The organism is Mycobacterium interjectum, assembly GCF_900078675.2.
In the GTDB taxonomy this organism is placed as follows: domain Bacteria; phylum Actinomycetota; class Actinomycetes; order Mycobacteriales; family Mycobacteriaceae; genus Mycobacterium; species Mycobacterium interjectum.
On record NZ_LT546236.1, the window covers coordinates 361,925 to 383,580 of the forward strand.

The 21,656-nt window shown below is 69.6% G+C and carries 17 protein-coding genes and 8 pseudogenes; 13 read left to right on the forward strand and 12 right to left on the reverse strand.

The features are described from left to right. A pseudogene (locus BN4348_RS31545) lies at window positions 1–305 on the forward strand (RNA polymerase sigma factor SigJ); the annotation flags it as partial. Between the two features lie 49 nt (window positions 306–354). Here BN4348_RS31545 and BN4348_RS31550 read toward each other — a convergent pair. Further along, a pseudogene (locus BN4348_RS31550) lies at window positions 355–969 on the reverse strand (carboxymuconolactone decarboxylase family protein); the annotation flags it as partial. 71 nt (window positions 970–1,040) lie between these two features. Between BN4348_RS31550 and BN4348_RS31555 the strand changes: the two are divergent. Continuing rightward, window positions 1,041–2,105, forward strand: coding sequence for a GGDEF domain-containing protein (locus BN4348_RS31555; RefSeq protein ID WP_066907961.1), 1,065 nt, complete (start codon window positions 1,041–1,043; stop codon window positions 2,103–2,105). Between the two features lie 13 nt (window positions 2,106–2,118). Here BN4348_RS31555 and BN4348_RS31560 read toward each other — a convergent pair whose 3' ends face one another. The 4 genes from BN4348_RS31560 to sdhC are packed head-to-tail and all read right to left on the reverse strand — an operon-like array spanning window position 2,119 to window position 5,498. Continuing rightward, window positions 2,119–2,916, reverse strand: a complete 798-nt coding sequence (locus BN4348_RS31560; RefSeq protein ID WP_066907964.1) for a succinate dehydrogenase iron-sulfur subunit — start codon at window positions 2,914–2,916, stop codon at window positions 2,119–2,121. Further along, window positions 2,916–4,688, reverse strand: a complete 1,773-nt coding sequence (sdhA, locus tag BN4348_RS31565; protein ID WP_066907967.1) for a succinate dehydrogenase flavoprotein subunit — start codon at window positions 4,686–4,688, stop codon at window positions 2,916–2,918. The genes BN4348_RS31560 and sdhA overlap by 1 nt, the downstream gene beginning before the upstream one ends. 4 nt (window positions 4,689–4,692) lie before the next feature. Then, window positions 4,693–5,163: a succinate dehydrogenase hydrophobic membrane anchor subunit gene (locus BN4348_RS31570; protein WP_066907970.1), complete on the reverse strand. Its 471-nt coding sequence runs from the start codon at window positions 5,161–5,163 to the stop codon at window positions 4,693–4,695. Continuing rightward, the gene (sdhC, locus tag BN4348_RS31575; RefSeq protein WP_066907973.1) at window positions 5,160–5,498 is read right to left on the reverse strand and encodes a succinate dehydrogenase, cytochrome b556 subunit; all 339 of its coding nucleotides are present in this window, start codon (window positions 5,496–5,498) and stop codon (window positions 5,160–5,162) included. The genes BN4348_RS31570 and sdhC overlap by 4 nt, the downstream gene beginning before the upstream one ends. A 231-nt stretch (window positions 5,499–5,729) precedes the next feature. Here sdhC and BN4348_RS31580 point away from each other — a divergent pair, with 231 nt between their 5' ends. The 3 genes and pseudogenes from BN4348_RS31580 (at window position 5,730) to BN4348_RS31590 (ending at window position 7,337) form a co-directional block, all read left to right on the forward strand. Beyond that, window positions 5,730–6,128, forward strand: coding sequence for a cytidine deaminase (locus tag BN4348_RS31580; protein WP_066908005.1), 399 nt, complete (start codon window positions 5,730–5,732; stop codon window positions 6,126–6,128). After that, window positions 6,125–6,259: pseudogene (locus BN4348_RS60300) on the forward strand (thymidine phosphorylase); the annotation flags it as partial. The gene BN4348_RS31580 and the pseudogene BN4348_RS60300, both read left to right, overlap by 4 nt. Then, complete coding sequence (locus tag BN4348_RS31590) at window positions 6,204–7,337, forward strand: adenosine deaminase (protein ID WP_066907976.1); 1,134 nt, start codon at window positions 6,204–6,206, stop codon at window positions 7,335–7,337. The pseudogene BN4348_RS60300 and the gene BN4348_RS31590, both read left to right, overlap by 56 nt. Before the next feature lie 52 nt (window positions 7,338–7,389). Here the strand turns inward: BN4348_RS31590 and BN4348_RS31595 are convergent, their stop codons facing one another. Further along, window positions 7,390–7,674: a GlsB/YeaQ/YmgE family stress response membrane protein gene (locus tag BN4348_RS31595; protein WP_066907979.1), complete on the reverse strand. Its 285-nt coding sequence runs from the start codon at window positions 7,672–7,674 to the stop codon at window positions 7,390–7,392. Between the two features lie 133 nt (window positions 7,675–7,807). Here BN4348_RS31595 and BN4348_RS60985 point away from each other — a divergent pair. Continuing rightward, window positions 7,808–7,933: pseudogene (locus BN4348_RS60985) on the forward strand (DivIVA domain-containing protein); the annotation flags it as partial. Window positions 7,934–7,966: 33 nt separating this feature from the next. Further along, a pseudogene (locus tag BN4348_RS62335) lies at window positions 7,967–8,185 on the forward strand (DivIVA domain-containing protein); the annotation flags it as partial. 45 nt (window positions 8,186–8,230) lie between these two features. Here BN4348_RS62335 and BN4348_RS31605 read toward each other — a convergent pair. Continuing rightward, a complete protein-coding gene (locus BN4348_RS31605; protein ID WP_066907982.1) occupies window positions 8,231–9,376 on the reverse strand; it encodes an amidohydrolase family protein in 1,146 nt (381 codons plus the stop codon). 81 nt (window positions 9,377–9,457) lie between these two features. On the opposite strand from BN4348_RS31605, the gene BN4348_RS31610 reads away from it, so the two are divergent. Further along, the gene (locus BN4348_RS31610; protein ID WP_066907985.1) at window positions 9,458–10,465 is read left to right on the forward strand and encodes a VWA domain-containing protein; all 1,008 of its coding nucleotides are present in this window, start codon (window positions 9,458–9,460) and stop codon (window positions 10,463–10,465) included. Window positions 10,466–10,478: 13 nt separating this feature from the next. Here BN4348_RS31610 and BN4348_RS31615 read toward each other — a convergent pair whose 3' ends face one another. From BN4348_RS31615 to BN4348_RS31625, 3 genes are all read right to left on the reverse strand, one after another. Then, entirely contained in the window at window positions 10,479–11,462 is a 984-nt protein-coding gene (locus tag BN4348_RS31615) for a VWA domain-containing protein (RefSeq protein WP_066907988.1), read from the reverse strand. 65 nt (window positions 11,463–11,527) lie between these two features. Next, window positions 11,528–12,844 (reverse strand): protein export chaperone SatS, encoded by a 1,317-nt coding sequence (satS, locus tag BN4348_RS31620; RefSeq protein WP_066907990.1) that lies wholly within the window; start codon window positions 12,842–12,844, stop codon window positions 11,528–11,530. 61 nt (window positions 12,845–12,905) lie between these two features. Beyond that, window positions 12,906–13,760 (reverse strand): alkaline phosphatase family protein, encoded by an 855-nt coding sequence (locus tag BN4348_RS31625; protein ID WP_372513918.1) that lies wholly within the window; start codon window positions 13,758–13,760, stop codon window positions 12,906–12,908. A 93-nt stretch (window positions 13,761–13,853) separates the two neighbouring features. Between BN4348_RS31625 and upp the strand changes: the two are divergent. Then, window positions 13,854–14,504: pseudogene (gene upp / locus BN4348_RS31630) on the forward strand (uracil phosphoribosyltransferase); the annotation flags it as partial. Here the strand turns inward: upp and BN4348_RS60305 are convergent. Then, a pseudogene (locus BN4348_RS60305) lies at window positions 14,410–15,453 on the reverse strand (phospho-sugar mutase); the annotation flags it as partial. The pseudogenes upp and BN4348_RS60305 overlap by 95 nt on opposite strands. Here BN4348_RS60305 and BN4348_RS31640 point away from each other — a divergent pair. Continuing rightward, entirely contained in the window at window positions 15,415–15,987 is a 573-nt protein-coding gene (locus BN4348_RS31640) for a cutinase family protein (protein WP_066908011.1), read from the forward strand. The pseudogene BN4348_RS60305 and the gene BN4348_RS31640 overlap by 39 nt on opposite strands. On the opposite strand, the gene BN4348_RS31645 is transcribed toward BN4348_RS31640, so the two are convergent. Continuing rightward, window positions 15,984–17,450, reverse strand: a complete 1,467-nt coding sequence (locus tag BN4348_RS31645; RefSeq protein ID WP_066907996.1) for a PPE family protein — start codon at window positions 17,448–17,450, stop codon at window positions 15,984–15,986. The two genes, BN4348_RS31640 and BN4348_RS31645, sit on opposite strands and share 4 nt — an antisense overlap. A 173-nt stretch (window positions 17,451–17,623) precedes the next feature. Between BN4348_RS31645 and BN4348_RS31650 the strand changes: the two genes are divergently transcribed. The 3 genes and pseudogenes from BN4348_RS31650 to BN4348_RS31665 all read left to right on the forward strand — a co-directional run. Beyond that, the gene (locus BN4348_RS31650) at window positions 17,624–18,826 is read left to right on the forward strand and encodes an amidohydrolase (RefSeq protein WP_066907999.1); all 1,203 of its coding nucleotides are present in this window, start codon (window positions 17,624–17,626) and stop codon (window positions 18,824–18,826) included. Continuing rightward, complete coding sequence (locus BN4348_RS31655) at window positions 18,823–19,992, forward strand: M20 family metallopeptidase (RefSeq protein ID WP_066908002.1); 1,170 nt, start codon at window positions 18,823–18,825, stop codon at window positions 19,990–19,992. Before BN4348_RS31650 ends, BN4348_RS31655 begins: the two co-directional genes overlap by 4 nt. Window positions 19,993–20,506: 514 nt before the next feature. Next, window positions 20,507–21,064, forward strand: a pseudogene (locus BN4348_RS31665) (peptidase dimerization domain-containing protein); the annotation flags it as partial. Window positions 21,065–21,656: the final 592 nt, after the last annotated feature.

Genomic DNA, 21,656 nt, shown 5'->3' on the forward strand with positions numbered 1-21,656 from the left:
TCTTCACCGGCGATTCAAATGGCAAGGCGCCCACCGCCGTCCACGTCATTCACGGGGCGGACAAGGTGGCTCGCTTCATGTTCGGCCTGGCCCGCCGCTACGGGCCGGCGTTCTTCACCGCCAACCAACTGGCGCTGGTCAACGGCGAACTGGGCGCCTACACGGCGGGCAGCCCCGGCGACGACGGACACTGGGAGATGCGGCCGCGGATCCTCGCGATGACGGTGCGCGACGGAAAGGTCTGCGCCCTATGGGATGTCGCCAACCCGGATAAGTTCACCGGCTCTCCCTTGGGCCGTCCCTGAAGCCATGCCGAACCCGCAAGTCGCCGGCGGCCTCGGCGGACCGGCGCGGTTATGCCCTCGCCCACGGGATGCGGCAGGCGTCACCGGAGTTGAAGCCCTGCTCGGTGATGCCCAGCGCGGAGTTCACCCGCGCCCGCATGTTTTCCAGCCCGATCTGATAGGTCAGCTCGAACACGCCGGCGTCGCCGAAGCGGGCGCGCAGGTCGGCGACCTGCTCGTCGTTGACGGTGTGCGGGTCGGCGGTCATCGCGTCGGCGTAGGCGATGGCGGCGCGTTCGTCGCCGCTGAAGAGGGGTGAGGTTGCGTAGTTGTCGATGTCCTTGAGCCGCTCCACGTCCAGGCCGTCCAGGCGCTGCAGCATCGACCCGAAGTCGACACACCACGAGCAGCCGATCGCGCGCGCGGTCCACAGCACCGCGAGCTCGCGCACGCCGACCGGGAGCGTCTTGGACGCCCGGTCGACCATCGTTTCGTGCACGGCGCCGGCGATCATCAGTTTGCGATGGTGCGCGGACACGGCGAACGGCTCGGGAACCTGGCCGTAGCGTCGCCTGGCGACCCGATACATGGCCCGGGTCAGCAGCCCGGCGCGCTTGGGGGATAGGGGCTCGATGCGGGTTTTCTGTGTCATATCGGTCAGACGGAATGGGGTGCGAAAGTGTGACGGGCTCCCGCGGTGGCGCCGTAGGATGTGCGGCTAGCCGCTGGACGGGTGGGAGCGATTGAGAGTCGACGATGACCGCGCTGTTTAGCCGGGGGGCCGATCAGTACGACTGGCTCTCCGGCTACCTTGCTTCGCGCGGTATCAGCGGCGCCACCCGGGCCGCGATGGCATTGATCTCCGCGTCGATGGTGTTGTGCCTCGTCGCGCTGCTGGCCGGTTCGGACGGTCCCCGGGGACCGGTGCCGGTGGCGATGACGTGGGTGGCCCTCGCCGGTGGGGTGGCGGGAATGTTGCTGTGGATATGGCGCTGGCCGACGCGCACGCAGTCGCTGGTTTTTGCGATGACGTGCAACACCGCCGTCGCGCTGGCGTGCCTGGCGCACCCGAACCCGCTGGCCGCACTGATCGGGTGTATCGCCTTCGCGACGTTCGGCGCCTACCTGGCGTTCTTCCACACCACGGGATTCGTGCTGTACAACTTCGCGCTGGCCGCCGCCGTCGGCTCCTGGGAGGCCTTGTCGCTGGCGAGGTCGGGCCACCCCAGCCTCGCGGGGGTGGATCTGTGGCTGGTGATCGAGGTCAACATCGCCCTGCCGCTGGCCATCCGAATCCTGGTGCGCGCCTTGTCGGGGGACCTGCTGCGCGCCGACCGCGACCCGTTGACGGGCCTGCTCAACCGTCGCGCGTTCCAGCACGAGGCGCTGGGCATGATCCTGGCCCGACGCGGCATCGATTCCCACCTGGTCGTGATGCTGATCGATCTGGACAACTTCAAGGCCCTCAACGACCGGTGTGGCCACGCCGCGGGGGACCACGCGCTGGTCCAGGTCGCCCAGGCGCTGCTGGCCGCGGCCGACAACCAGGCGGTGGTGTCGCGAAGCGGCGGTGAGGAATTCCTCTTGGCCGGCACCTCGTCGGGCTGCAACGCCGAGTCGTTGGCCGCGCGAATGTGCCGGGCCATCGCGGACTCGGCCGCGGGGGTCACCGCCAGCATCGGCACCGCCTGCGCGCGTCTCGACGACACCGCACCGGAACCCCAGGCACTGCTGGGCGAGCTGATCAGCGCGTCCGATGCCGCGATGTACCAGGCCAAACGGTTGGGGGGCAACCAAAGTCATCATCACGAGCTTTGCTGACCCGCGCCAATGATCAGCGCGAGAACATGATCGCGCGCTTGACCTCCTGGATCGCCTTGGTGACCTCGATGCCGCGCGGGCAGGATTCGGTGCAGTTGAACGTGGTCCGGCAGCGCCACACCCCGTCGACCTCGTTGAGGATGTCGAGGCGCTCGGCGGCGGCCTCGTCGCGGCTGTCGAAGATGAAGCGGTGCGCGTTGACGATCGCCGCCGGCCCATAGTAGCTGCCCTCGTGCCAGAAGATCGGGCAGCTGGTGGTGCAGCACGCGCACAGGATGCACTTCGTGGTGTCGTCGTAGCGGGCGCGGTCGGTCGGGCTCTGGATGCGTTCCCGCGTCGGGGGATTGCCGGTGGTGATCAGGTACGGCTTCACCGCCCGGTAGGCGTCGAAGAACGGCTCCATGTCGACCACCAGGTCCTTCTCCACCGGCAGCCCGCGGATCGGTTCGACCGTGATGGTCAATGTCTTGGCCGGCTTCCCCTTCTTCGGCGTGGGCAGCAGGTCGCGCATCAGCACCTTGCAGGCCAGCCGGTTGACGCCGTTGATGCGCATGGCGTCCGAGCCGCACACCCCGTGGGCGCAGGACCGCCGGAACGTCAGCGTCCCGTCCAGGTAGCTCTTGATGTAGATCAGCAGGTTGAGCATCCGGTCGCTGGGCAGGCATGGCACCCGAAAGCTCTGCCAGCCACCGGTTTTCGCGAACGCCTCGGGTTGGTCGGGGTCGAACCGGGCGATTTTCACGGTCACCATCACCGCGCCCTCGGGGATCGGCGGCAGCGGGGGTTTTTGCGGTGCGTCGCCTTCGGCCATCAGTACTTCCGTTCCTTGGGTTCATAGCGGGTCTGCACGACGGGCTTGAAGTCCAGCGCGATGTCGCTCAGCAGATCGGTGCCCTGCTTATCGGCCCCAATTTCCTTGTAGGCCATGGTGTGGCGCATGTAGTTGACGTCGTCGCGGTTCGGGTAGTCCTCGCGGGCATGGCCGCCGCGGGACTCCTTGCGGTTCAGCGCGCCGACCACGGTGACCTCGGCCAGCTCCAGCAGGAAGCCCAGCTCGATGGCCTCCAGCAGGTCGCTGTTGAAGCGTTTCCCCTTGTCGTGCACGGTGATTCGGGAATAGCGCTCCTTGAGCGCGTGGATGTCGGTGAGCGCCTGCTTGAGGGTCTCCTCGGTGCGGAACACCGCGGCGTTGTTGTCCATCGACTGCTGCAGCGCGCCACGGATGTCGGCGACGCGCTCGTTGCCGTGCTCGGAGAGGATGTCGCCCACCCAGCCGACGACCATCGCCGCCGGGTTCGGCGGCATGTCGACGAAGTCGTGACCCCGGGCGTAGCCCGCCGCGGCGATGCCGGCCCGGCGGCCGAAGACGTTGATGTCCAGCAACGAATTGGTGCCCAGCCGGTTGGCGCCGTGCACCGATACGCACGCGCACTCGCCAGCGGCGTACAGGCCGGGGACGGTGGAGGTGTTGTCCCGCAACACCTGTCCTGTGACGGTGGTCGGGATGCCGCCCATCACGTAGTGACACGTGGGGTAGACCGGGACCAGCTCGTGCACCGGGTCCACGCCCAGATAGGTGCGGGCGAACTCGGTGATGTCGGGCAGCTTGGCCTCGAGCACGTCCTCGCCGAGGTGACGGACGTCGATGTAGACGTAGTCCTTGTTGGGGCCGGCGCCGCGGCCGCCCAGCACCTCGAGCACCATCGAGCGGGCGACGATGTCGCGCGGCGCCAAATCGACGATCGTCGGGGCGTAGCGCTCCATGAACCGCTCGCCCTCGGCGTTGAGCAGCCGGCCACCCTCGCCGCGCACCGCCTCGGAGATCAGGATGCCCAGGCCGGCCAGGCCCGTCGGGTGAAACTGGTGAAACTCCATGTCCTCCAACGGAAGTCCCTTGCGGAAGACGATGCCGATGCCGTCGCCGGTCAGGGTGTGCGCGTTGGAGGTCGTCTTGTACATCCGGCCCGAGCCGCCGGTGGCGATCACGACGGCCTTGGCGTGGAAGACGTGGATCTCGCCCGTGGCCAGCTCGTAGGCGACCACGCCGGTGGCCACCGGCCCGCTCGGGGTCTGCGTGAGCACCAGGTCCAGCGCGTAGAACTCGTTGAAGAACTGCACGTCGTGGCGGACGCAGTTCTGGTACAGCGTCTGCAGGATCATGTGACCGGTGCGGTCCGCGGCGTAGCAGGCCCGGCGCACCGGTGCCTTGCCGTGGTCGCGGGTGTGACCGCCGAAGCGGCGCTGGTCGATGCGGCCCTCGGGGGTGCGGTTGAACGGCATCCCCATCTTCTCCAGGTCGAGCACCGCGTCGATGGCTTCCTTGCACATGATCTCGACGGCGTCCTGGTCGGCGAGGTAGTCGCCGCCCTTGACGGTGTCGAACGTGTGCCATTCCCAGTTGTCGTCCTCGACGTTGGCCAGCGCCGCGCACATGCCGCCCTGGGCGGCGCCGGTGTGGCTGCGGGTGGGGTAGAGCTTGGTCAGCACCGCGGTCCGCACCCGGGGCCCGGCCTCGACCGCGGCGCGCATCCCGGCGCCGCCGGCGCCGACGATCACCACGTCGTATCGGTGTTGGGAGATCACCGCATCAGCCTCCGATGTTCGGGTCGAAGGTCACCAGCACGTAGGTGCCCAGCACCAACGTGAACCCGATCGACAACAGCAGCAGGCTGTTGAGCCAGAACCGGGTGGAGTTCTTGCGGCTGTAGTCGTCGATGATGGTGCGCAGCCCGTTGCCGCCGTGCAGCTCGGCCAGCCACAGCAGCGCCATGTCCCAGATCTGCCAGAACGGCGAATGCCAGCGCTGCGCCACGTAGTTGAAATCGATGCGGTACACGCCGTCGTCCCACATCAGCATGATGAACAGGTGCCCGATCGCCAGGAACACCAGCGCGATCCCGGAGAACCGCATGAACAGCCACGCGAATTTCTCGAAGTTGGGGATGCCGGCGCGCCGGCGCGGCGAGCGGGGATTGTCCAGGCTGGCGGGGCGGTCGTAGAAGCGCTGCTTGACCGGCGCCGCCTGGCCGCGCCCGAGCTGTAGGTCGGGGCTGCTCATCGGAAGTGCCCCAGGATGTGGATGGCGGTCACCACGCCGGCGGGGACCATGAGCAGCAAAAAGACGATGCCGACGATCCAGAGCATCAGCCGCTGGTGGCGGGGGCCCTGCGACCAGAAGTCGATCAGGATGACCCGGATCCCGTTCAGGCCGTGAAAGAGCACCGCGGCGATCAGGCCGTACTCCATCAGGCCGACGACCGGCGTCTGGTAGTCGTGGATCACCGCGTTGTAGGTCTGCGGGCTGACCCGCAGCATGGCGGCGTCCAGGACGTGGACGAACAGGAAGAAGAAGACCGTCGCGCCGCTGATGCGATGCAGCACCCACGACCACATGCCGGGGTCGCCCCGATACAGGGTCCGGGGTGCTCGCCGCTTGCGCGCGGTGGCAGCACTCACCAAGTCCTCACCGCCCTTAACGTTGAAACGACAGTCAAGCCGGGCAATTCAGCCTAACCCTGCCAGCTGCAGGGTCGTGCCGAGCGGGCCGGAGGCGAACTGTCGTGTCAGAGTTAGGGTGACTGTCTCGAGCCGGTCATCGACAGCGCGATTTGAGGCGAGGTGAGCATGCCCGATATCGATTGGAATGCGCTGCGCGACAAGGCAATCCAGGCCGCAACGGGAGCCTACGCGCCCTACTCGCGATTCGCGGTCGGGGCGGCCGCGCTGGTCGACGACGGCCGCGTGGTCACCGGGTGCAATGTGGAGAACGTCTCATATGGTCTTGGTCTCTGCGCCGAGTGCGGCGTGGTGTGCGCCCTGCATTCCACCGGTGGGGGCCGGCTGGTCGCGCTCGCGTGCGTCGACGCCCGGGGCGGCCCGCTGATGCCGTGCGGGCGGTGCCGCCAGGTGCTGCTGGAGCACGGCGGCCCCGAGCTGCTGATCGACCATCCGGTGCGGCCCCGCCGCCTCGGCGAGCTGCTGCCCGACGCCTTCACCGCCGACCTGCCCCGGGAACGCCCGTGACCGGCGTCGGATTCGACGCGGCATTCGACGCGCCGACGGTGATCCGGACCAAGCGCGACGGCGGCCGGTTGTCGGATGCGGCCATCGACTGGGTCGTCCACGCGTACACCCACGGCCGGGTCGCCGANGAAACTGGATCTGGAGCAGATCAAGAAGGCGCCCAAGGCCCTGCTGCACGACCACCTCGACGGCGGGCTGCGGCCGTCGACCGTGATCGACATCGCCGGCCAGACCGGCTACGGCGGCCTGCCCGCCACCGACGTCGACGAGCTGGCCACGTGGTTCCGCACCCGCTCGCACAGCGGCTCGCTGGAGCGCTACCTGGAGCCCTTCTCGCACACCGTGGCGGTGATGCAGACGCCCGACGCGCTGTACCGCGTCGCCTACGAGTGCGTCGAGGACCTGGCCGCCGACGCCGTGGTCTATGCCGAGGTCCGCTTCGCCCCGGAGCTGCACATCGATCGCGGGCTGTCCTTCGACGAGATCGTCGACGCGGTGCTGGAGGGATTCGCCGCCGGCGAGAAGGCTTGCGCCGCCGCGGGGCGTCCGATCAAGGTGCGGCTGTTGGTCACCGCGATGCGGCACGCCGCGGTGTCCCGCGAAATCGCCGAGCTGGCGATCCGGTTCCGCGACAAGGGAGTGGTCGGATTCGACATCGCCGGGGCGGAGGCGGGCAATCCGCCGACGCGTCACCTGGACGCCTTCGAGTACATGCGAGACCACAACGCGCGCTTCACCATTCACGCCGGCGAGGCGTTCGGGCTGCCGTCCATTCACGAGGCGATCGCGTTCTGCGGGGCCGACCGCTTGGGCCACGGGGTGCGCATCGTCGACGACATCGAGGTCCTCGGGGGCGGGGACGTCCGGCTGGGCCAGCAGGCATCGATCCTGCGGGACAAGCGAATTCCGCTGGAGCTGTGCCCGAGTTCGAACGTGCAGACCGGCGCGGTCAACAGCATCGCCGAGCACCCGTTCGACCTGCTGGCCCGGGCCCGCTTCCGGGTCACCGTCAACACCGACAACCGCCTGATGAGCGACACCAGCATGAGCCTCGAAATGCACAGGCTGGTCGAGGCTTTCGGCTACGGGTGGAGCGACCTCGAGCGGTTCACCATCAACGCGATGAAGTCGGCCTTCATCCCGTTCGACGAACGGCTGGCGATCATCGACGAGGTGATCAAGCCGCGGTATGCGGTGCTGATCGGTTAGTCGTCGACCGCCAGCCTTCCACAACTGACTCGTCGAAACGGAGCGAAGCGGCCTACCGGGGCATCCCGGTGTGGCTGCGGCGGCCCGTCACGGCCTCGTAGATGGCGATGAGGACGACGGCGGCGGCGACCCCGATGAAGAACGGAATCCAGGCGATTCCGCCGTTGGCGTTGTGGTAGCCGAACTGGCCGGCCACCGCCGAGCCGATCAGGCCACCCACCGCGCCGAGCACCACCGTCATGATCATGCCGACGCTTTGCTTGCCCGGCATCACGAGGCGCGCCACCACACCGATGATCGCGCCCACGATGATCGCCAGGATGATTGATCCGATCATTGCAGCTCCTGTCGTAGCGGCTCCCCGAGTGGGCGCCGTCTGATTGCGGGTTCCCCGAACCGACGGGCTTGTAACCCCTTGTGCCGCCGAACCATCTCAGTCGTCCGGGCTTCCCCGGTGAGACCATGAGCTGATGGAGCGGGGCCGCCTCACAGCCGAGCAGGTCCACAACGTGGCCTTCTCCAAGCCGGCTATCGGCATGCGTGGCTATAACGAAGACGAGGTCGACGCGTTTCTTGACGTCGTCGAGGCGGCGTTGCGAGATCCGGCCGGCCGTGCCCTCACCGCGGACCAGGTTCGCCACGTGGCCTTCGCCAAGCCGCCCATCGGCAAGCGCGGCTATAACGAAGACGAGGTCGACCAGTTCCTCGAAACCGTTGCGGCGCAACTGCAACCGGGATCCGGCGCGCCGTCCACCGGCCGGTCGCACGCACGCGATCCCGCCCGCGAGTCGACGGGTCGCCGGTTCCTCAACGGTGTCGCCGGCATCGTTCGGCGGATCGTCGATTGACGGTGCGAAGGCGCCGCGGCGACCCTAGCCGCTGCAGCCGTCGGGTTAGCACGCCGGGTTGAGCAGCGCGTCGACGTTGCCGTGAAAAAGCCCGGGCATGTCGTTCTCCGCGCAGCCCATCCGCCGGTAGTCGTCCAGCGGGGTCGCGGTCCCCTCGGAGTGGGGGTAGTCGCTGCAGAACATGAACACGTCGCCGCTCAGGGCGGCCAGCTGCTTGGGGTTCTCGTAGGAGAAGGACGACACCCGCACGTGGTCGAGGAAGTACTCGCTCGGTCGCCGGGCCAGCGGGGTCACCGGCTTGCCGTTGAGCTGGGTGGTGAAGGCCGCCGCGCCGTCCAGCATCAGCAGAAACTGCGGCACCCAGGCGGAGCTGAGCTCGACCACGCCGAAGCGCAGCCGCGAATGCCGGTCGAAGACGCCGTGCAGGATCAGGTCGGACAGCGCCAGCGCGGGCGGCACCCACAGGAACACCGCTTCGGTGGCGGGCACCAGATCGTCGCCCGGATCGTCGGAATACCAGCAATCGTCGAAGACCCGGACCTGATCGGCGACGTGGAACACGGGCGTGACGGCGTGGTCGGCGAAGGCGGCCCAGATCCGGTCGTGCCCGGGGTGCGACAGCGCCCGGCCGTCCACCGGCCCGGCGCCGATCATGGCCAGCGTGACCCCGGCGCCCGCCAGCGCGTCGAGCTCGGCCTCGAGCCACTCCGGGTCGCGCAACGTCAGGTGTCCGACCGGGTGCAGCCGCCCGCCGCCCTCGGCCCGCACCACCGCGCACCATCGGTTCCACGCCGTCATGTTCGCGGTCATCGCCGGCAGCGACGGCGACAGGCGGCGCTCCCAGAGCAGGCCGAAGTTGGGGAACAGGACCGCCTCGTCGAGGCCGGCGCCGTCGAGCCAGTCCAGGCGCGACGCCGGCTCCCAGTAGGCGGCCGGCAACGCCTCGTCGTACCGGTAGGAGGCGGGCGCGCCCGCGCGTTGCCGCTTGCGGTGCTCCCCGCAGGACGCGGTGTCGCCGGGCAGGTGGACGTCGGCCAGGGCGAGGCGGGCGCCGCGCCAGCTCAGCCAGGCGTAGCCGAGGTCGTCGTCGACCAGGCCCAGCGCGTCGTCGCGCGCCGCGGGGTCGATGTGGTCGGCCCACAGCGAACGGCTCTCGTAGAGGTGCTGGTCCGAGTCGACGATGCGGGTCACACCGCCAGTTGTCCCACCGGCGCCCCGCCGCGTCAAGGGACCCCGTGCAGGGTCGGCGTGCGCCGCATATTGTGGCTGGACATGAAGCTGCCGCTGCTGGGGCCGGTGTCCCTGACGGGCTTCCAGAACGCCTGGTTCTTCCTGGTCCTGCTGGTCGTCCTGCTGGTGATTGGGATCTACGTGGCGGTGCAATTCGCCCGGCGCCGCCGGGTGCTGCGGTTCGCCAACATGGAGGTGCTGGAGCGGGTCGCGCCGCTGCGCTCCGGCCGGTGGCGGCACGTGCCGACGATCCTGCTGGCCGCGGCGCTGGCGCTGCTGACCACCGCGATGGCCGGGCCGACGTCCGACATCCGGATTCCGCTCAACCGCGCCGTCGTGGTGTTGGTCATCGACGTGTCGGAATCGATGGCGTCCACCGACGTCGCCCCGACCCGGCTGGCCGCCGCGCAGGAGGCGGGCAAGAAATTCGCCGACGAGCTGACCCCGGCCATCAACCTGGGCCTGGTGGAGTTCGCGGCCAACGCGTCCCTGCTGGTGTCGCCGACGACGAACCGCCAGGCCGTCAAGGCGGCGATCGACGGCCTCAAGCCGGCGCCGAAAACCGCGACGGGGGAGGGCATCTTCACCGCGCTGCAGGCGATCGCGACCGTCGGCTCGGTGCTGGGCGGCGGCGACGGGCCGCCCCCGGCGCGCATCGTGCTGGAATCCGACGGCGCCGAGAACGTGCCGCTGGACCCCAACGCCCCGCAGGGCGCGTTCACCGCGGCGCGCGCGGCCAAGGCCGAGGAGGTGCAGATCTCGACGATCTCCTTCGGCACGCCCTACGGCACCGTCGACTACGAGGGCGCCACCATCCCGGTCCCCGTCGACGACCAGACGCTGCAGGAGATCACCAAGATCACCGACGGCCAGGCGTTCCACGCCGACAGTCTGGAATCGCTGGAGCAGGTGTATTCGACGCTGCAGCGCCAGATCGGCTACGAGACGGTGAAGGGCGACGCCAGCCTCGCGTGGATGCTGCTCGGGGCGGTGGTCCTGGCCGGCGCCATCCTGGCTGGTCTGGCCCTCAACAGCCGGTTGCCTTCCTAAGTCCGGCAGTCGATCAGATCGGCAATCGCCGGTTGATCAACAGGGCCAGCGCCGTGGCGATCAGCGCGGCGACGACGCCCAGGCGCAGCCACCCGGAGCTGCCGGGGCCGGCAACCGTGCGAAACCCGATGTCGTTCTCGATCGCGTCGTAGCTCTTGTTGAGCTCGGCGATGTTGGTCGCGGTGTAGGACTGCCCGCCCGACAGCCGCGCGATGGTGCGCATCTGGTCGGTCGAGACGGGAACGGCGACGCGCTGGCCGTTCATCTCGATCTCGCCGCCCTTGGTGCCGAACGAGATCGTCGAGATGGGCACGCCCTGGTCCTTGGCCAGCCGCGCGGCGGTGTAGGCGCCGTCGTGGGGGTCGCCGGGATCGGTGGGCTTGTTTTCGCCGCCGTCGGACAGCAGCACGATGCGGGCCGGCGGCGGGGTGTCCCCGCCGGTGATGGCCGCGGCCCCGACCGCATGCAGCGCGGTGAAGATCGCCTCGCCGGTGGCCGTCCCGTCGCCGAACTCGAGCTTCTTCAGCGCGTCGAGGGTCGCCTGGTGCTGCGGGGTCGGGGGCACCAGCAGGTAGGGCGTCCCGGCAAACCCGACCAGCCCGAGATTGATGCCCGGCGTCAGCTGGCTGGCGAACTGGCTGGCCGCCTGCTCGGCCGCTTTGAGCCGGTTGGGCTCGACGTCGGTGGCGCGCATGGAGTTCGACATGTCGATGACGAGCACGACGCAGGCGCGGTTGCGCGGGATGCGCATGTCGTGGGTCGGCGTGGCCAGGGCGACGGTCAACAGCAGCAGCGAGAGCAGCGAAACCGCGATCGGCAGGTGCCGCCACCACGATTGCGGAACCTCGGACTCGGTGAACCGGCGCAGGCGCCGCCGGCGCCGGGCCTGCGCCAGGACGTAGACGGCGAGCAGCGCCAGCGGGACCAAGGCAAACAGCAGCATGGCCGGACGCTGCAGCCCGTACAGGGGCAGCGGGCCGATGCCGGGAAGTGACACCTGCGCCAGTAAAGAGCAGTCTTGGGGGCCCGTCAAACGGGGCGGCTCGCGCGCCGATTCGCCGGCTATTCCCGCCTGAGCCGCCCCTCGACGAATTGCTCCAGCTTCTCCCACTCGCGCGCCGCCGCGGCGTAGGGCGGGCCGGGCTTGGTGACCGACTCCGGCTCCAGCACGGCGGCCACCAGCCTGCCCAGCGGCCGGCCGGTGTCGAGCGCCTTGTCCACCGCGGGATCCTCGGAGTAGTCACCGATGTCGCGGAGCAGCTCGACGGCCAAATCGAGCTGATCGCGATCCACCGCGTCCGGCCCGTCGCCGAGGTCGTCGGCCAGCCCGCTCAGCACGTAGATGTTGTCGTCGGTGATGTCGACCGACAGCGAGCCGTCGGTCGCGGCGGTGCGGATGTCGTCGTAGGTGCTCAGGTCCGACAAGTCGTGGTCGTGCTCGTCGGCGAGGTAGCGCGCCAGCGCGCGCTCGGAGGTGAACACGCTGATGCGGCCGTTGCGGCCCAGGAAGATCGGGCGGTCGTCCAGGTAGCAGCGCAGCGTGTAGAAGGTGCCGGAACTCGTGATGATGCGAATCGGGTCGATGCCCACCTGGACCCAGAAGTCCTCGGCGCCGCCCAGCACGACGGTGTCGCCGCCCGCGCGGTCCTCCTCTTCGTCCTCGGAGTCCGCGGTCTCTTCAGCTTCCTCGTCCTCGTCCTCGTCCTCGTCGTCGGATTCGTCGGCACTCTCGGCGTCGTCTTCGCCCACTTGCTCCTCGGATTCGTCCTCGGGTTCCTCGGGCTCCTCGGCCAGTTCCTCGGCGGCCTTGGCCGCATACTCGGCGTCGACCTCGGGAGCGCTGACGATCTCGTCGATCGCGCCGAGCACGTCGTCCCAGCTGCGCGCGATGACCTCGGCGATCGCGTTCCAGCGCTTCTGACCCGCCTTCCCGGTGAAGGTGTCGATTCCGCCGGCCACCGTGCCCAGCGTGGGGTTGCCGTTGAAGAACTTCGCCACCGCCGGCAGCTCGCACACCGATCCGATGGATGACACGATCGCCAGCGTGCCGGCCAGCGCCGTCACCGATTCCTCGGTGGGCTTCTCCGACACCAGCTCCTCGACGGCGACCAGATCGAACTGCCTGCCTTCGGCGGGTTCGAAGCTGTGCGCGTGCGCCGAGGTCAGCTCCCGCCACGCCGGGTGGTCCACCAGATCGTTGTCGGTGTTGGTGCGCACGAAGGCGACCAGGTCGGCGACGTTCTCGAACGCGTACAGGTCCTCGTCCTTGCCGAGGAATGCCTCCCACTCGTCGCCGGCGTCGCGCCAGCGGGGCGCCCACACGGTGTAGCGGTCGCCTTCGGACAGGCTCAGGCGGATGGGCACGAGGTCAGCAGCCATGCGGCACACAATAGCGACGCGCGGGTCAGCAGCGGGCCAGCGGGCTACGCGGGCCAGCGGGCTACGCGGCCCAGATGGTCGCGATCGGCGCGGCGCCGGCGGCGTAGCCGATCTTGGGCAGCCCGTACATCTGCTCCAGCGTGGAAAGCACGCTGTAGTGGTTGATCTGCTCGTTGTAGGTGCCGGGCTGCACGTGCCCGCCGTAAATGATCGTCGGGATCTGGTTGTGCGGCCCGCCGTCGTCCTCGTCCCACGTCACGATGAGCAGGCTGTTGTTGGCCACCGCCCAGTTGGCGTAGCCCGACAGCTCACGGCTCAGCCAGGCGTCGCCCTGCGCGATCGAGCCGTCGTGCATGTTGTCGTCGTTGTTGGGGATGACGAACGACACGGTCGGCAGCGCGGCGTAATTGCCCATCGGGAAGGCCGAGAACGGCAGCGAGTAGGTCGCCGGCACGTTGGTGAAGTTGGCCCACGGCACGTGCTTGCGCGCGTACTTGCCGGCGCTGCACACCGGCGAGCCGACCGCGGGCAGGCCCTCGGCGTAACCGGCGAATGTGTAGCCGGCGGACAGCAATTCGGAGGCCAGATTGGGAGCGGCGCCGCCGTTGACCGGGCACGAGTCGTTGGTCACCCCGAGCGTGCTGCCGGCAAACAGCGCCAGGTAGTTCGGCTCGCTCGGATGCGTTTCGGCGAACGACTGGGCCATGTTGGCTCCGCCGGCGGCCAGCGCGTTGATGAATGGAGCCGACTTGCTGCCGATGATGTGGGCCGCCGCGCGGTTCTCTTCGATGACGATCACCACGTGCGACGGCTGCGGCAGCGCGGCCGCCGCGAGGCTGACCCGGGGGACCGACGGGATGAACACCAGGGCCGCCAGCGCGGCCGCGCCGGCCAGGCTCTTGATTGTGCTCAGCACCACGGGAGTATATGAGCGGAGTCGGCCGGCGGCCGGCGTCGGCGCGAGCGTGTCCGCGTTGCTCGTCGCAATCGTTATATAGGGTCACATCTCGTGGAGGTGCGCGTCGTCGATCACCCGCTGGCCCTGTCCCGGCTGACGGCCTTGCGCGACGAACGCACCGACAGCGCCCACTTCCGCGCGGGCTTGCGCGACCTGACCGCGATGCTGGTGTACGAGGCCACCCGGGACGCCGGCCGCGAGACCTTCCCGATCCGCACGCCACTGGCCGAGACGCTGGGGGTGCGACTGGCCAACCCGCCGCTGTTGGTGCCCGTGCTGCGCGCCGGGCTGGGCATGGTCGACCAGGCGCTTGCGCTGCTGCCCGAGGCCCGGGTCGGGTTCGTCGGCGTGGCCCGCGACGAGGAAACCCACCTGCCGAGCGGGTACCTGGAGTCGCTGCCCGACGACCTGAGCGGACTGCCGGTGCTGGTGCTCGATCCGATGCTGGCCACCGGCGGGTCCCTGACGCACACGATCGGCCTGCTGCACCGCCGCGGCGCGTCGGACATCGCCGTGTTGTGCGTGGTGGCAGCGCCGGAAGGCGTTGCGGCGCTGGAGAAAGCGGCACCCGGCGCCCGCCTCTTCACGGTGGCCGTCGATGACGGGCTCAACGNCGCCTGGCGATCTGGTCGGGCGGGGGAGCGGCGGCCATCGCGGCTTCGATCCGGCGATCGATGGGGGAGACGATCTGGGCGCCGCCCTCGAAGTACACCTTGTAGCCGTTGTCGGTCGGCGGGTTGTGCGACGCCGTGATCTGCACCCCGGCGGCGGCACCGGTGTGGCGCACCGCGAACGCGACCACCGGGGTGGGCACCGGGCCGGGCAGCAGTAGCACCGAAAAGCCCTGGGCGGCAAGAACTTCGGCCGTCACCGTGGCGAACAGCGCCGAGCCGTGCCGGGCGTCGCGGCCGACGATCACCTGCGAGCCCGCCAGGCCCCCCTCGGTGAGCACGCGTGCCACCGCCCAGGTCGCGCGCNCCGCATCCGGGTCGACGCAGTGGCCGATCGCCTCCTCGTAGGCGTAGACCAGCGTTTTGCCCGGCGCGTTCGCGTCGGCGCGTGCCAGCCACTTGAAGCCGGTGAGGGTCTCGACGTGCGTCGCGCCGTAGTGCGCGGCGATCGCCGCCAGCATCCGCGATGACACCACGGTGCTGGCCACCACCGTGGTGTCGGCGTCGGGTTCGCGGGACAGGATGTAATCGCCCAGCAGCCAACCGGTTTCGTCGCCGGACAGCATCCGCCAGCCGGAGGTCCCGGATTTTTCCACAGGGATGCCGACCGCGCAGCGGTCGGCGTCGGGGTCCAGCGCGATCGCGACGTCGGCCGTCGTCTCGGCGGCCAGGGTGAGCAGCGCGTCGCTGGCGCCGGGCTCCTCGGGGTTGGGGAACGCGACGGTCGGGAAGTCGGGGTCGGGCGCGAACTGCGCGCCGACGGTGTGCACCTGGTGAAATCCCGCGCGCCGCAGGGCTTCCACGGCCACGGCACCGCCGACCCCGTGCAGCGGCGTCAGCGCCACCCGCACCGAACCGGTGCCGCGCCGCACCCGGGCTGCGCGCTCGAGATAACGCTCGACCAGGTCGGTGTCGGCGGGTTGAACTGGGCGCCTGGCGATCTGGTCGGGCGGGGGAGCGGCGGCCATCGCGGCTTCGATNGCACCGCCGAGCCGCCCGGCCTGGGGGCAGTCGGCGATGCGCTGTTCGCGGCGCTGCGGCCCGCCCTCGGCGCGCGCAGCGTGGATGCCTATCCGGTGAACTATCCGGCCAGCTACAACTTTTTGACCACCGCGGACGGCGCCAACGACGCGCGCGATCACATCGCCGCGATGGTCGACCAGTGCCCGGCGACGCGGCTGGTGCTCGGTGGCTTCTCGCAGGGCGCCGCCGCGGTGTCGATGCTGGCGGGGGTGCCGCCCGTCGGGCAGCGCATCGGCAACTTCGGATCGGCTCCCGCGCTGGATCCCGCTCTGGCCGACAAGGTGCGGGCGGTCGCGGTGTTCGGCAATCCCGGCAACCGCTTCGATACGCCCCTGTCGACAACCGGTGCGTTCGCCGGTCGCGCCATCGACTTGTGCAGCCCCGGTGATCCCGTGTGCGTCGTCGGCGGCCGCGACCGCGACGCACACCACGACTATGAGTCGCCGCCCTACCCCGGCCAGGCGGCGGAGTTCATCGCCGGGCTGGTCTAACCCGCCAGGATGTTCCGCAGATTGGCGATGCCCGAGGTGAAGCCCGTCGGCGCGTTGTTCATGATGCCGCTGATCTCGGCCATGCCCGAGTTGAACAGGCCCGAAACGTAGTCGCCGGTGTTTCCTATCCCGGAGGCGTTGTCGCCGGAGTTGTTGAAGCCCGAGCTGTCGACGCCCAGGTTCCCGAAACCCGAACTGGCGCCGGACCCGGTGAACAGGTTGCCCAGCCCGGTGTTGAGGTCGCCGGAGTTGAAGACCCCGGTGTTGACGCTGCCCGAGTTGAAGAAACCGGTGTTGTAGTTGCCCCCGTTGAAGCCACCGGTGTTGTAGTCGCCGGAGTTGAAGATCCCCGAGTCGGTCGATCCGGAGTTGAACAGCCCGGTGGCGAACGCTCCGGAGTTGGCGATGCCCGAGTTGAACTGACCCGAGTTGCCGAAGCCGATGTTGCCGGTGCCCGAGTTGAAGAAGCCGACGTTGCCGGTGCCCGAGTTGCCGAAGCCGATGTTGCCGCTGCCCGAGTTCAGCCCGCCGAACCCGATCTGATGGTCACCGGTGAGCCCGATGCCGATGTTTCCGGACCCGCTGTTCCCGAAACCGAAATTCCCGGAGCCGAAGTTGCCGAAGCCGAAGTTGTTGCTGCCGGTGTTGCCGAAGCCCAGGTTGTAGCCGCCGATGTTGCCGCTGCCCAGGTTCCAGCTGCCGTTGTTGCCGCTGCCGAAGTTGAGGCTGCCGATGTTGCCGCTGCCCAGGTTCCAGAAGCCGAAGTTCCCGCTGCCCAAGTTGACGTCGCCGATGTTGCCGCTGCCCAGCAGGTTGATCTGGCCGTTGTTGCCGCTGCCCAGGTTCCAGGCGAGCTGGTTCCCGATGCCCAGGGTGAGCAGCTTGGCGTTGCCGACGCCGAGGAAGTTGTATCCCGGGATGTTGTCCAGGAAGCCGAAGATGCTGTCCAAGGGCTGCAGCGCCAACGGCAGCTGGGCGGCCGCCGCCGATGCGCCGGCGTGATAGTCGACCATCGCCGCGACGTCCTGGGCCCACATCTGTTCGTACTCGGCCTCGGTGGCCGCGATCGCCGGTGCGTTCTGGCCGAACAGGTTCGACACCACCAGCGACACCAGGTCGGTGCGGTTGGCCGCGACGACCGCCGGGTGCACCGTCGCGGCCAACGTGGACTCGAACACCGCCGCGACGGACTGGGCCTGCGCGGACGCGTTCTGGGCGTGGGCCGCGGCCGCGTTCAGGAAACCCGCGTAGGGGGTGGCTGCCGCCATCATCGACGCCGACGCCGGGCCCTGCCAGGCCTGCTGCGTGAGCCCGGAGGTCACCGACGCGAACGACGACGCCGCCGACGCGAGCTCGGAGGCCAGGCCGTCCCAGGCCGCCGCGGCCTCTAGCATCGGTGCCGACCCCGCGCCGACGAACATCCGCAGCGAGTTGATCTCCGGGGGCAGCACCAAAAAGCTCATCACGAATCCTTCGGCCGAGACTGTCAAAAACAGATGTCATATAGATAGCAGAGTTTCATACTTTTAGTCCACAATGTGGCGTACGCCATAGTAATCGGTTTGGTGATTGCGCGCAGGGTATCGGAAGGACTTCGGGTGACGGGACCGAATCGGGGCGGTGGGATACTGCGAGAGTGCCCGCTCGCCCGTTAGACCACCCGTTAGGCCGCGTTGAGGATGTCGTGCGGCGACGTGGCGCCGACCTCGTCGCGTTGTCGCACGCCATCCATGCCGAGCCCGAGCTCGCGTTCGCCGAGCACCGCAGCTGCGCCAAGGCGCAGGCGCTGGTCGCCGAGCGCGGTTTCGAGATCACCGCGCGCCCGGGCGGCCTGGACACCGCGTTCCGCGCCGACTTCGGCAGCGGGCCGCTGGTCGTGGGGGTGTGCGCGGAGTACGACGCGCTGCCCGAGATCGGGCACGCCTGCGGCCACAACATCATCGCCGCGTCGGCGGTGGGGGCCGCGCTGGCGCTGGCCGAGGTGGCCGACGACCTGGGGCTGCGGGTCGCGCTGCTGGGCACTCCCGCCGAGGAGGCCGGCGGCGGCAAGGCGCTGCTGCTCGAGGCCGGGACGTTCGACGATGTCGCGGTGGCGGTGATGGTGCATCCCGGTCCGACCGACATCGCCGCGGCGCGCTCGCTGGCGTTGTCGGAAGTGACGGTGGACTACCGGGGCAAGGAATCGCACGCGGCCGTCGCGCCGTTCCTCGGGCTCAACGCCGCCGACGCCCTGACCGTCGCGCAGGTGGCCGTCGGGCTGCTGCGCCAGCAGTTGGCGCCGGGGCAACTGGTGCACGGCATCGTCACCAACGGCGGGCAGGCGGTCAACGTCATCCCCGGGCACACCACGCTGCAGTACGCGATGCGGGCGCTCGAGTCCGAATCGCTGCGACAGCTGGAGGGCAGGATGTACGCGTGCTTCGCCGCGGGCGCGCTGGCCGCCGGCTGCGAGTACGAGATCGACAGCCCCGCACCGCCGTACGCCGAGCTCAACCCCGACCCCTGGCTGGCCGACGTGTTCCGGGACGAGATGCGCCGACTCGGGCGCGAGCCGGTGGCGGCCGAAGTCGAGAAGGCGCTGCCGATGGGCAGCACGGACATGGGCAACGTGACGCAGGTGCTGCCCGGCATCCACCCGGTGATCGGCGTCGACGCCGGCGGTGCGACGGTTCACCAACGCGCGTTCGCCGCCGCCGCCGCGGGTCCCAGCGCCGACCGCGCGGTCGTCGACGGCGCGATCATGTTGGCGCGCACCATCGTTCACCTCGCCCAGACCCCCGGCGAACGAGACCGGGTACTGGCCGCGCACGAGCGCAGGGGAAGCGGGGCCCGGGCATGAGCCTCGTCGACAGCGCCGAGTCGTGGTTGGCCGCACACCACGACGACCTGGTCTCGTGGCGCCGCCACATCCACCGCTATCCGGAGTTGGGCCGCCAGGAGTACGCGACCACTCAGTTCGTCGCCGAGCGGCTGGCCGACGCGGGGCTGAACCCGAAGGTGCTGCCCGGCGGGACCGGGCTGGTCTGCGACCTGGGGCCCGAGCGGGAGCCGAGGATCGCGCTGCGGGCCGACATGGACGCGCTGCCCATGGCCGAGCGGACCGGCGCGCCGTACACCTCGACGATGCCCAACGTCGCGCACGCCTGCGGGCACGACGCGCACACCGCCATCCTGCTGGGCACGGCGCTCGCGCTGGCGTCGGTGCCGGAGCTGCCGGTCGGGGTACGGCTGATCTTCCAGGCCGCCGAGGAGCTGATGCCGGGCGGGGCGATCGACGCGATCGCGGCCGGGGCGCTGTCCGGGGTGTCGCGGATCTTCGCCCTGCACTGCGATCCCCGGCTGGAGGCCGGCAAGATTGCGGTGCGGCAGGGCCCGATCACCTCGGCGGCCGACCAGCTGGAGATCACGCTGTATTCGCCGGGCGGGCACACCTCGCGGCCGCACCTGACCGCCGACCTGGTCTACGGCCTCGGCACGCTGATCACCGGGCTGCCGGGGGTGCTGTCGCGCCGCATCGACCCGCGCAACGGGACGGTGTTGGTGTGGGGCGCCGTCAATGCCGGGGTGGCCCCCAACGCGATCCCGCAGACGGGCGTGTTGGCCGGCACCGTGCGCACCGCGAGCCGCCAGACCTGGGTCGCCATGCAGGACATCATCCGCGAGACCGTGTCCGCGCTGCTGTCCCCGCTGGCGATCGAACACACGCTGCAATACCGGCGCGGGGTGCCTCCGGTGGTCAACGAGGACGTCTCGACGCGCATCCTCACCCACGCCATCGAAGCCGTCGGCCCCGACGCGCTGGCCGACACCCGGCAATCCGGCGGCGGTGAGGACTTCTCCTGGTATCTGGAGGAGATCCCCGGCGCGATGGCCCGGTTGGGCGTGTGGTCCGGCGAGGGCCCGCAGCTCGATTTGCACCAGCCCAACTTCGACCTCGACGAGCGCGCCCTGGCGATCGGGCTGCGCGTGATGGTCAACATCGTCGAGCAGGCGGCCCTCTTCTAAGCCTTCCGCCATCCTTCCGCCGCGAGCGTGCGTGTTCCCCCGCAAGCGGGAGGTGCCCCCAGTACAACGACACGCCGTTGCGGCCGGCATTCTGTGCACGCTCGGCGCAGTGAATTGTGGGGTTTTCGTCGCGCCTCAACGATGGCGGGCATCAATGCCGAGCTCAGTCGAATGCTGGACCTGCAGGGTGGAGTGGTGTCAACCGCGCAGGCGTTGACGTTCTTGAGCCGCCGCGGGCTGGAAGCGGATCTGAAATGCGGTGTGCTGCAAAAAGTTTGGCACGGCGTCTATGGCCGCGGTGAAATCACCGACACGCTGCGACTGCGTGGCTTGGATTTGGCGACCGGCACGACGGTCGCGGTCTGCTTAAGCACTGCGGCGGCCGCATACGGCTTCGACACCGAACAGGACACGGACCCGCACGTGCTCAATCCCGGCGGGCGACAGCGGCGACCGACTCGCGGCCTGGTGGTACACCGCCGCGCGGGCGCGCCGCTGGCCATGGTCGCCGGGCGNGCTGGCGTTGTCGGAAGTGACGGTGGACTACCGGGGCAAGGAATCGCACGCGGCCGTCGCGCCGTTCCTCGGGCTCAACGCCGCCGACGCCCTGACCGTCGCGCAGGTGGCCGTCGGGCTGCTGCGCCAGCAGTTGGCGCCGGGGCAACTGGTGCACGGCATCGTCACCAACGGCGGGCAGGCGGTCAACGTCATCCCCGGGCACACCACGCTGCAGTACGCGATGCGGGCGCTCGAGTCCGAATCGCTGCGACAGCTGGAGGGCAGGATGTACGCGTGCTTCGCCGCGGGCGCGCTGGCCGCCGGCTGCGAGTACGAGATCGACAGCCCCGCACCGCCGTACGCCGAGCTCAACCCCGACCCCTGGCTGGCCGACGTGTTCCGGGACGAGATGCGCCGACTCGGGCGCGAGCCGGTGGCGGCCGAAGTCGAGAAGGCGCTGCCGATGGGCAGCACGGACATGGGCAACGTGACGCAGGTGCTGCCCGGCATCCACCCGGTGATCGGCGTCGACGCCGGCGGTGCGACGGTTCACCAACGCGCGTTCGCCGCCGCCNGAGTTACTCGAGTTGGCTTCGCCGTTGGCGGAGTCGCCGATGGAGAGCGAGACACGGCTGGTCATGATCGACGGCGGGTTGCCGCCGCCCGCCTTGCAATACGAGGTGGTGGACCTGCAGGGGCGGCTGTGGCGCCTCGACTTCGCGGGGCCGCGATGCCAGGTTGCGGCCGAGTATGACGGCGTTGATTGGCACAGCGGTCCGGAGGCGTTCGCGCGGGATCGGCGACGCTCGGCCGCACTTCAGGAGCTGGGTTGGGCGATAGTGCCGATCGTCGCCGAGGACGTCAGGTACCGGTCCCGCGAACTTGTTCACCGGCTGGAAGCGCAGTTGCGGCGAGCGAAAGCCGCCTGAAGGTGCGCAGAATGCCACGCTTTGCGGCGTGTCGCCGTACCAACACGCACGCTCGCCAGGGCGATGAGCTACGGCTAGGGCAGGCCGTTCGCGCCGAACAGCAGGCCTCCGGTGCCGCCCGCGCCGGGCGTGCCCGCGGCCCCCGCGCCTAACCCGGCATTGCCGCCATTGCCCCCGTTGCCGACCAAAACGGCGTTTCCGCCCGGGCCGCCGTCACCGCCCGTCGACCCGCCGGCG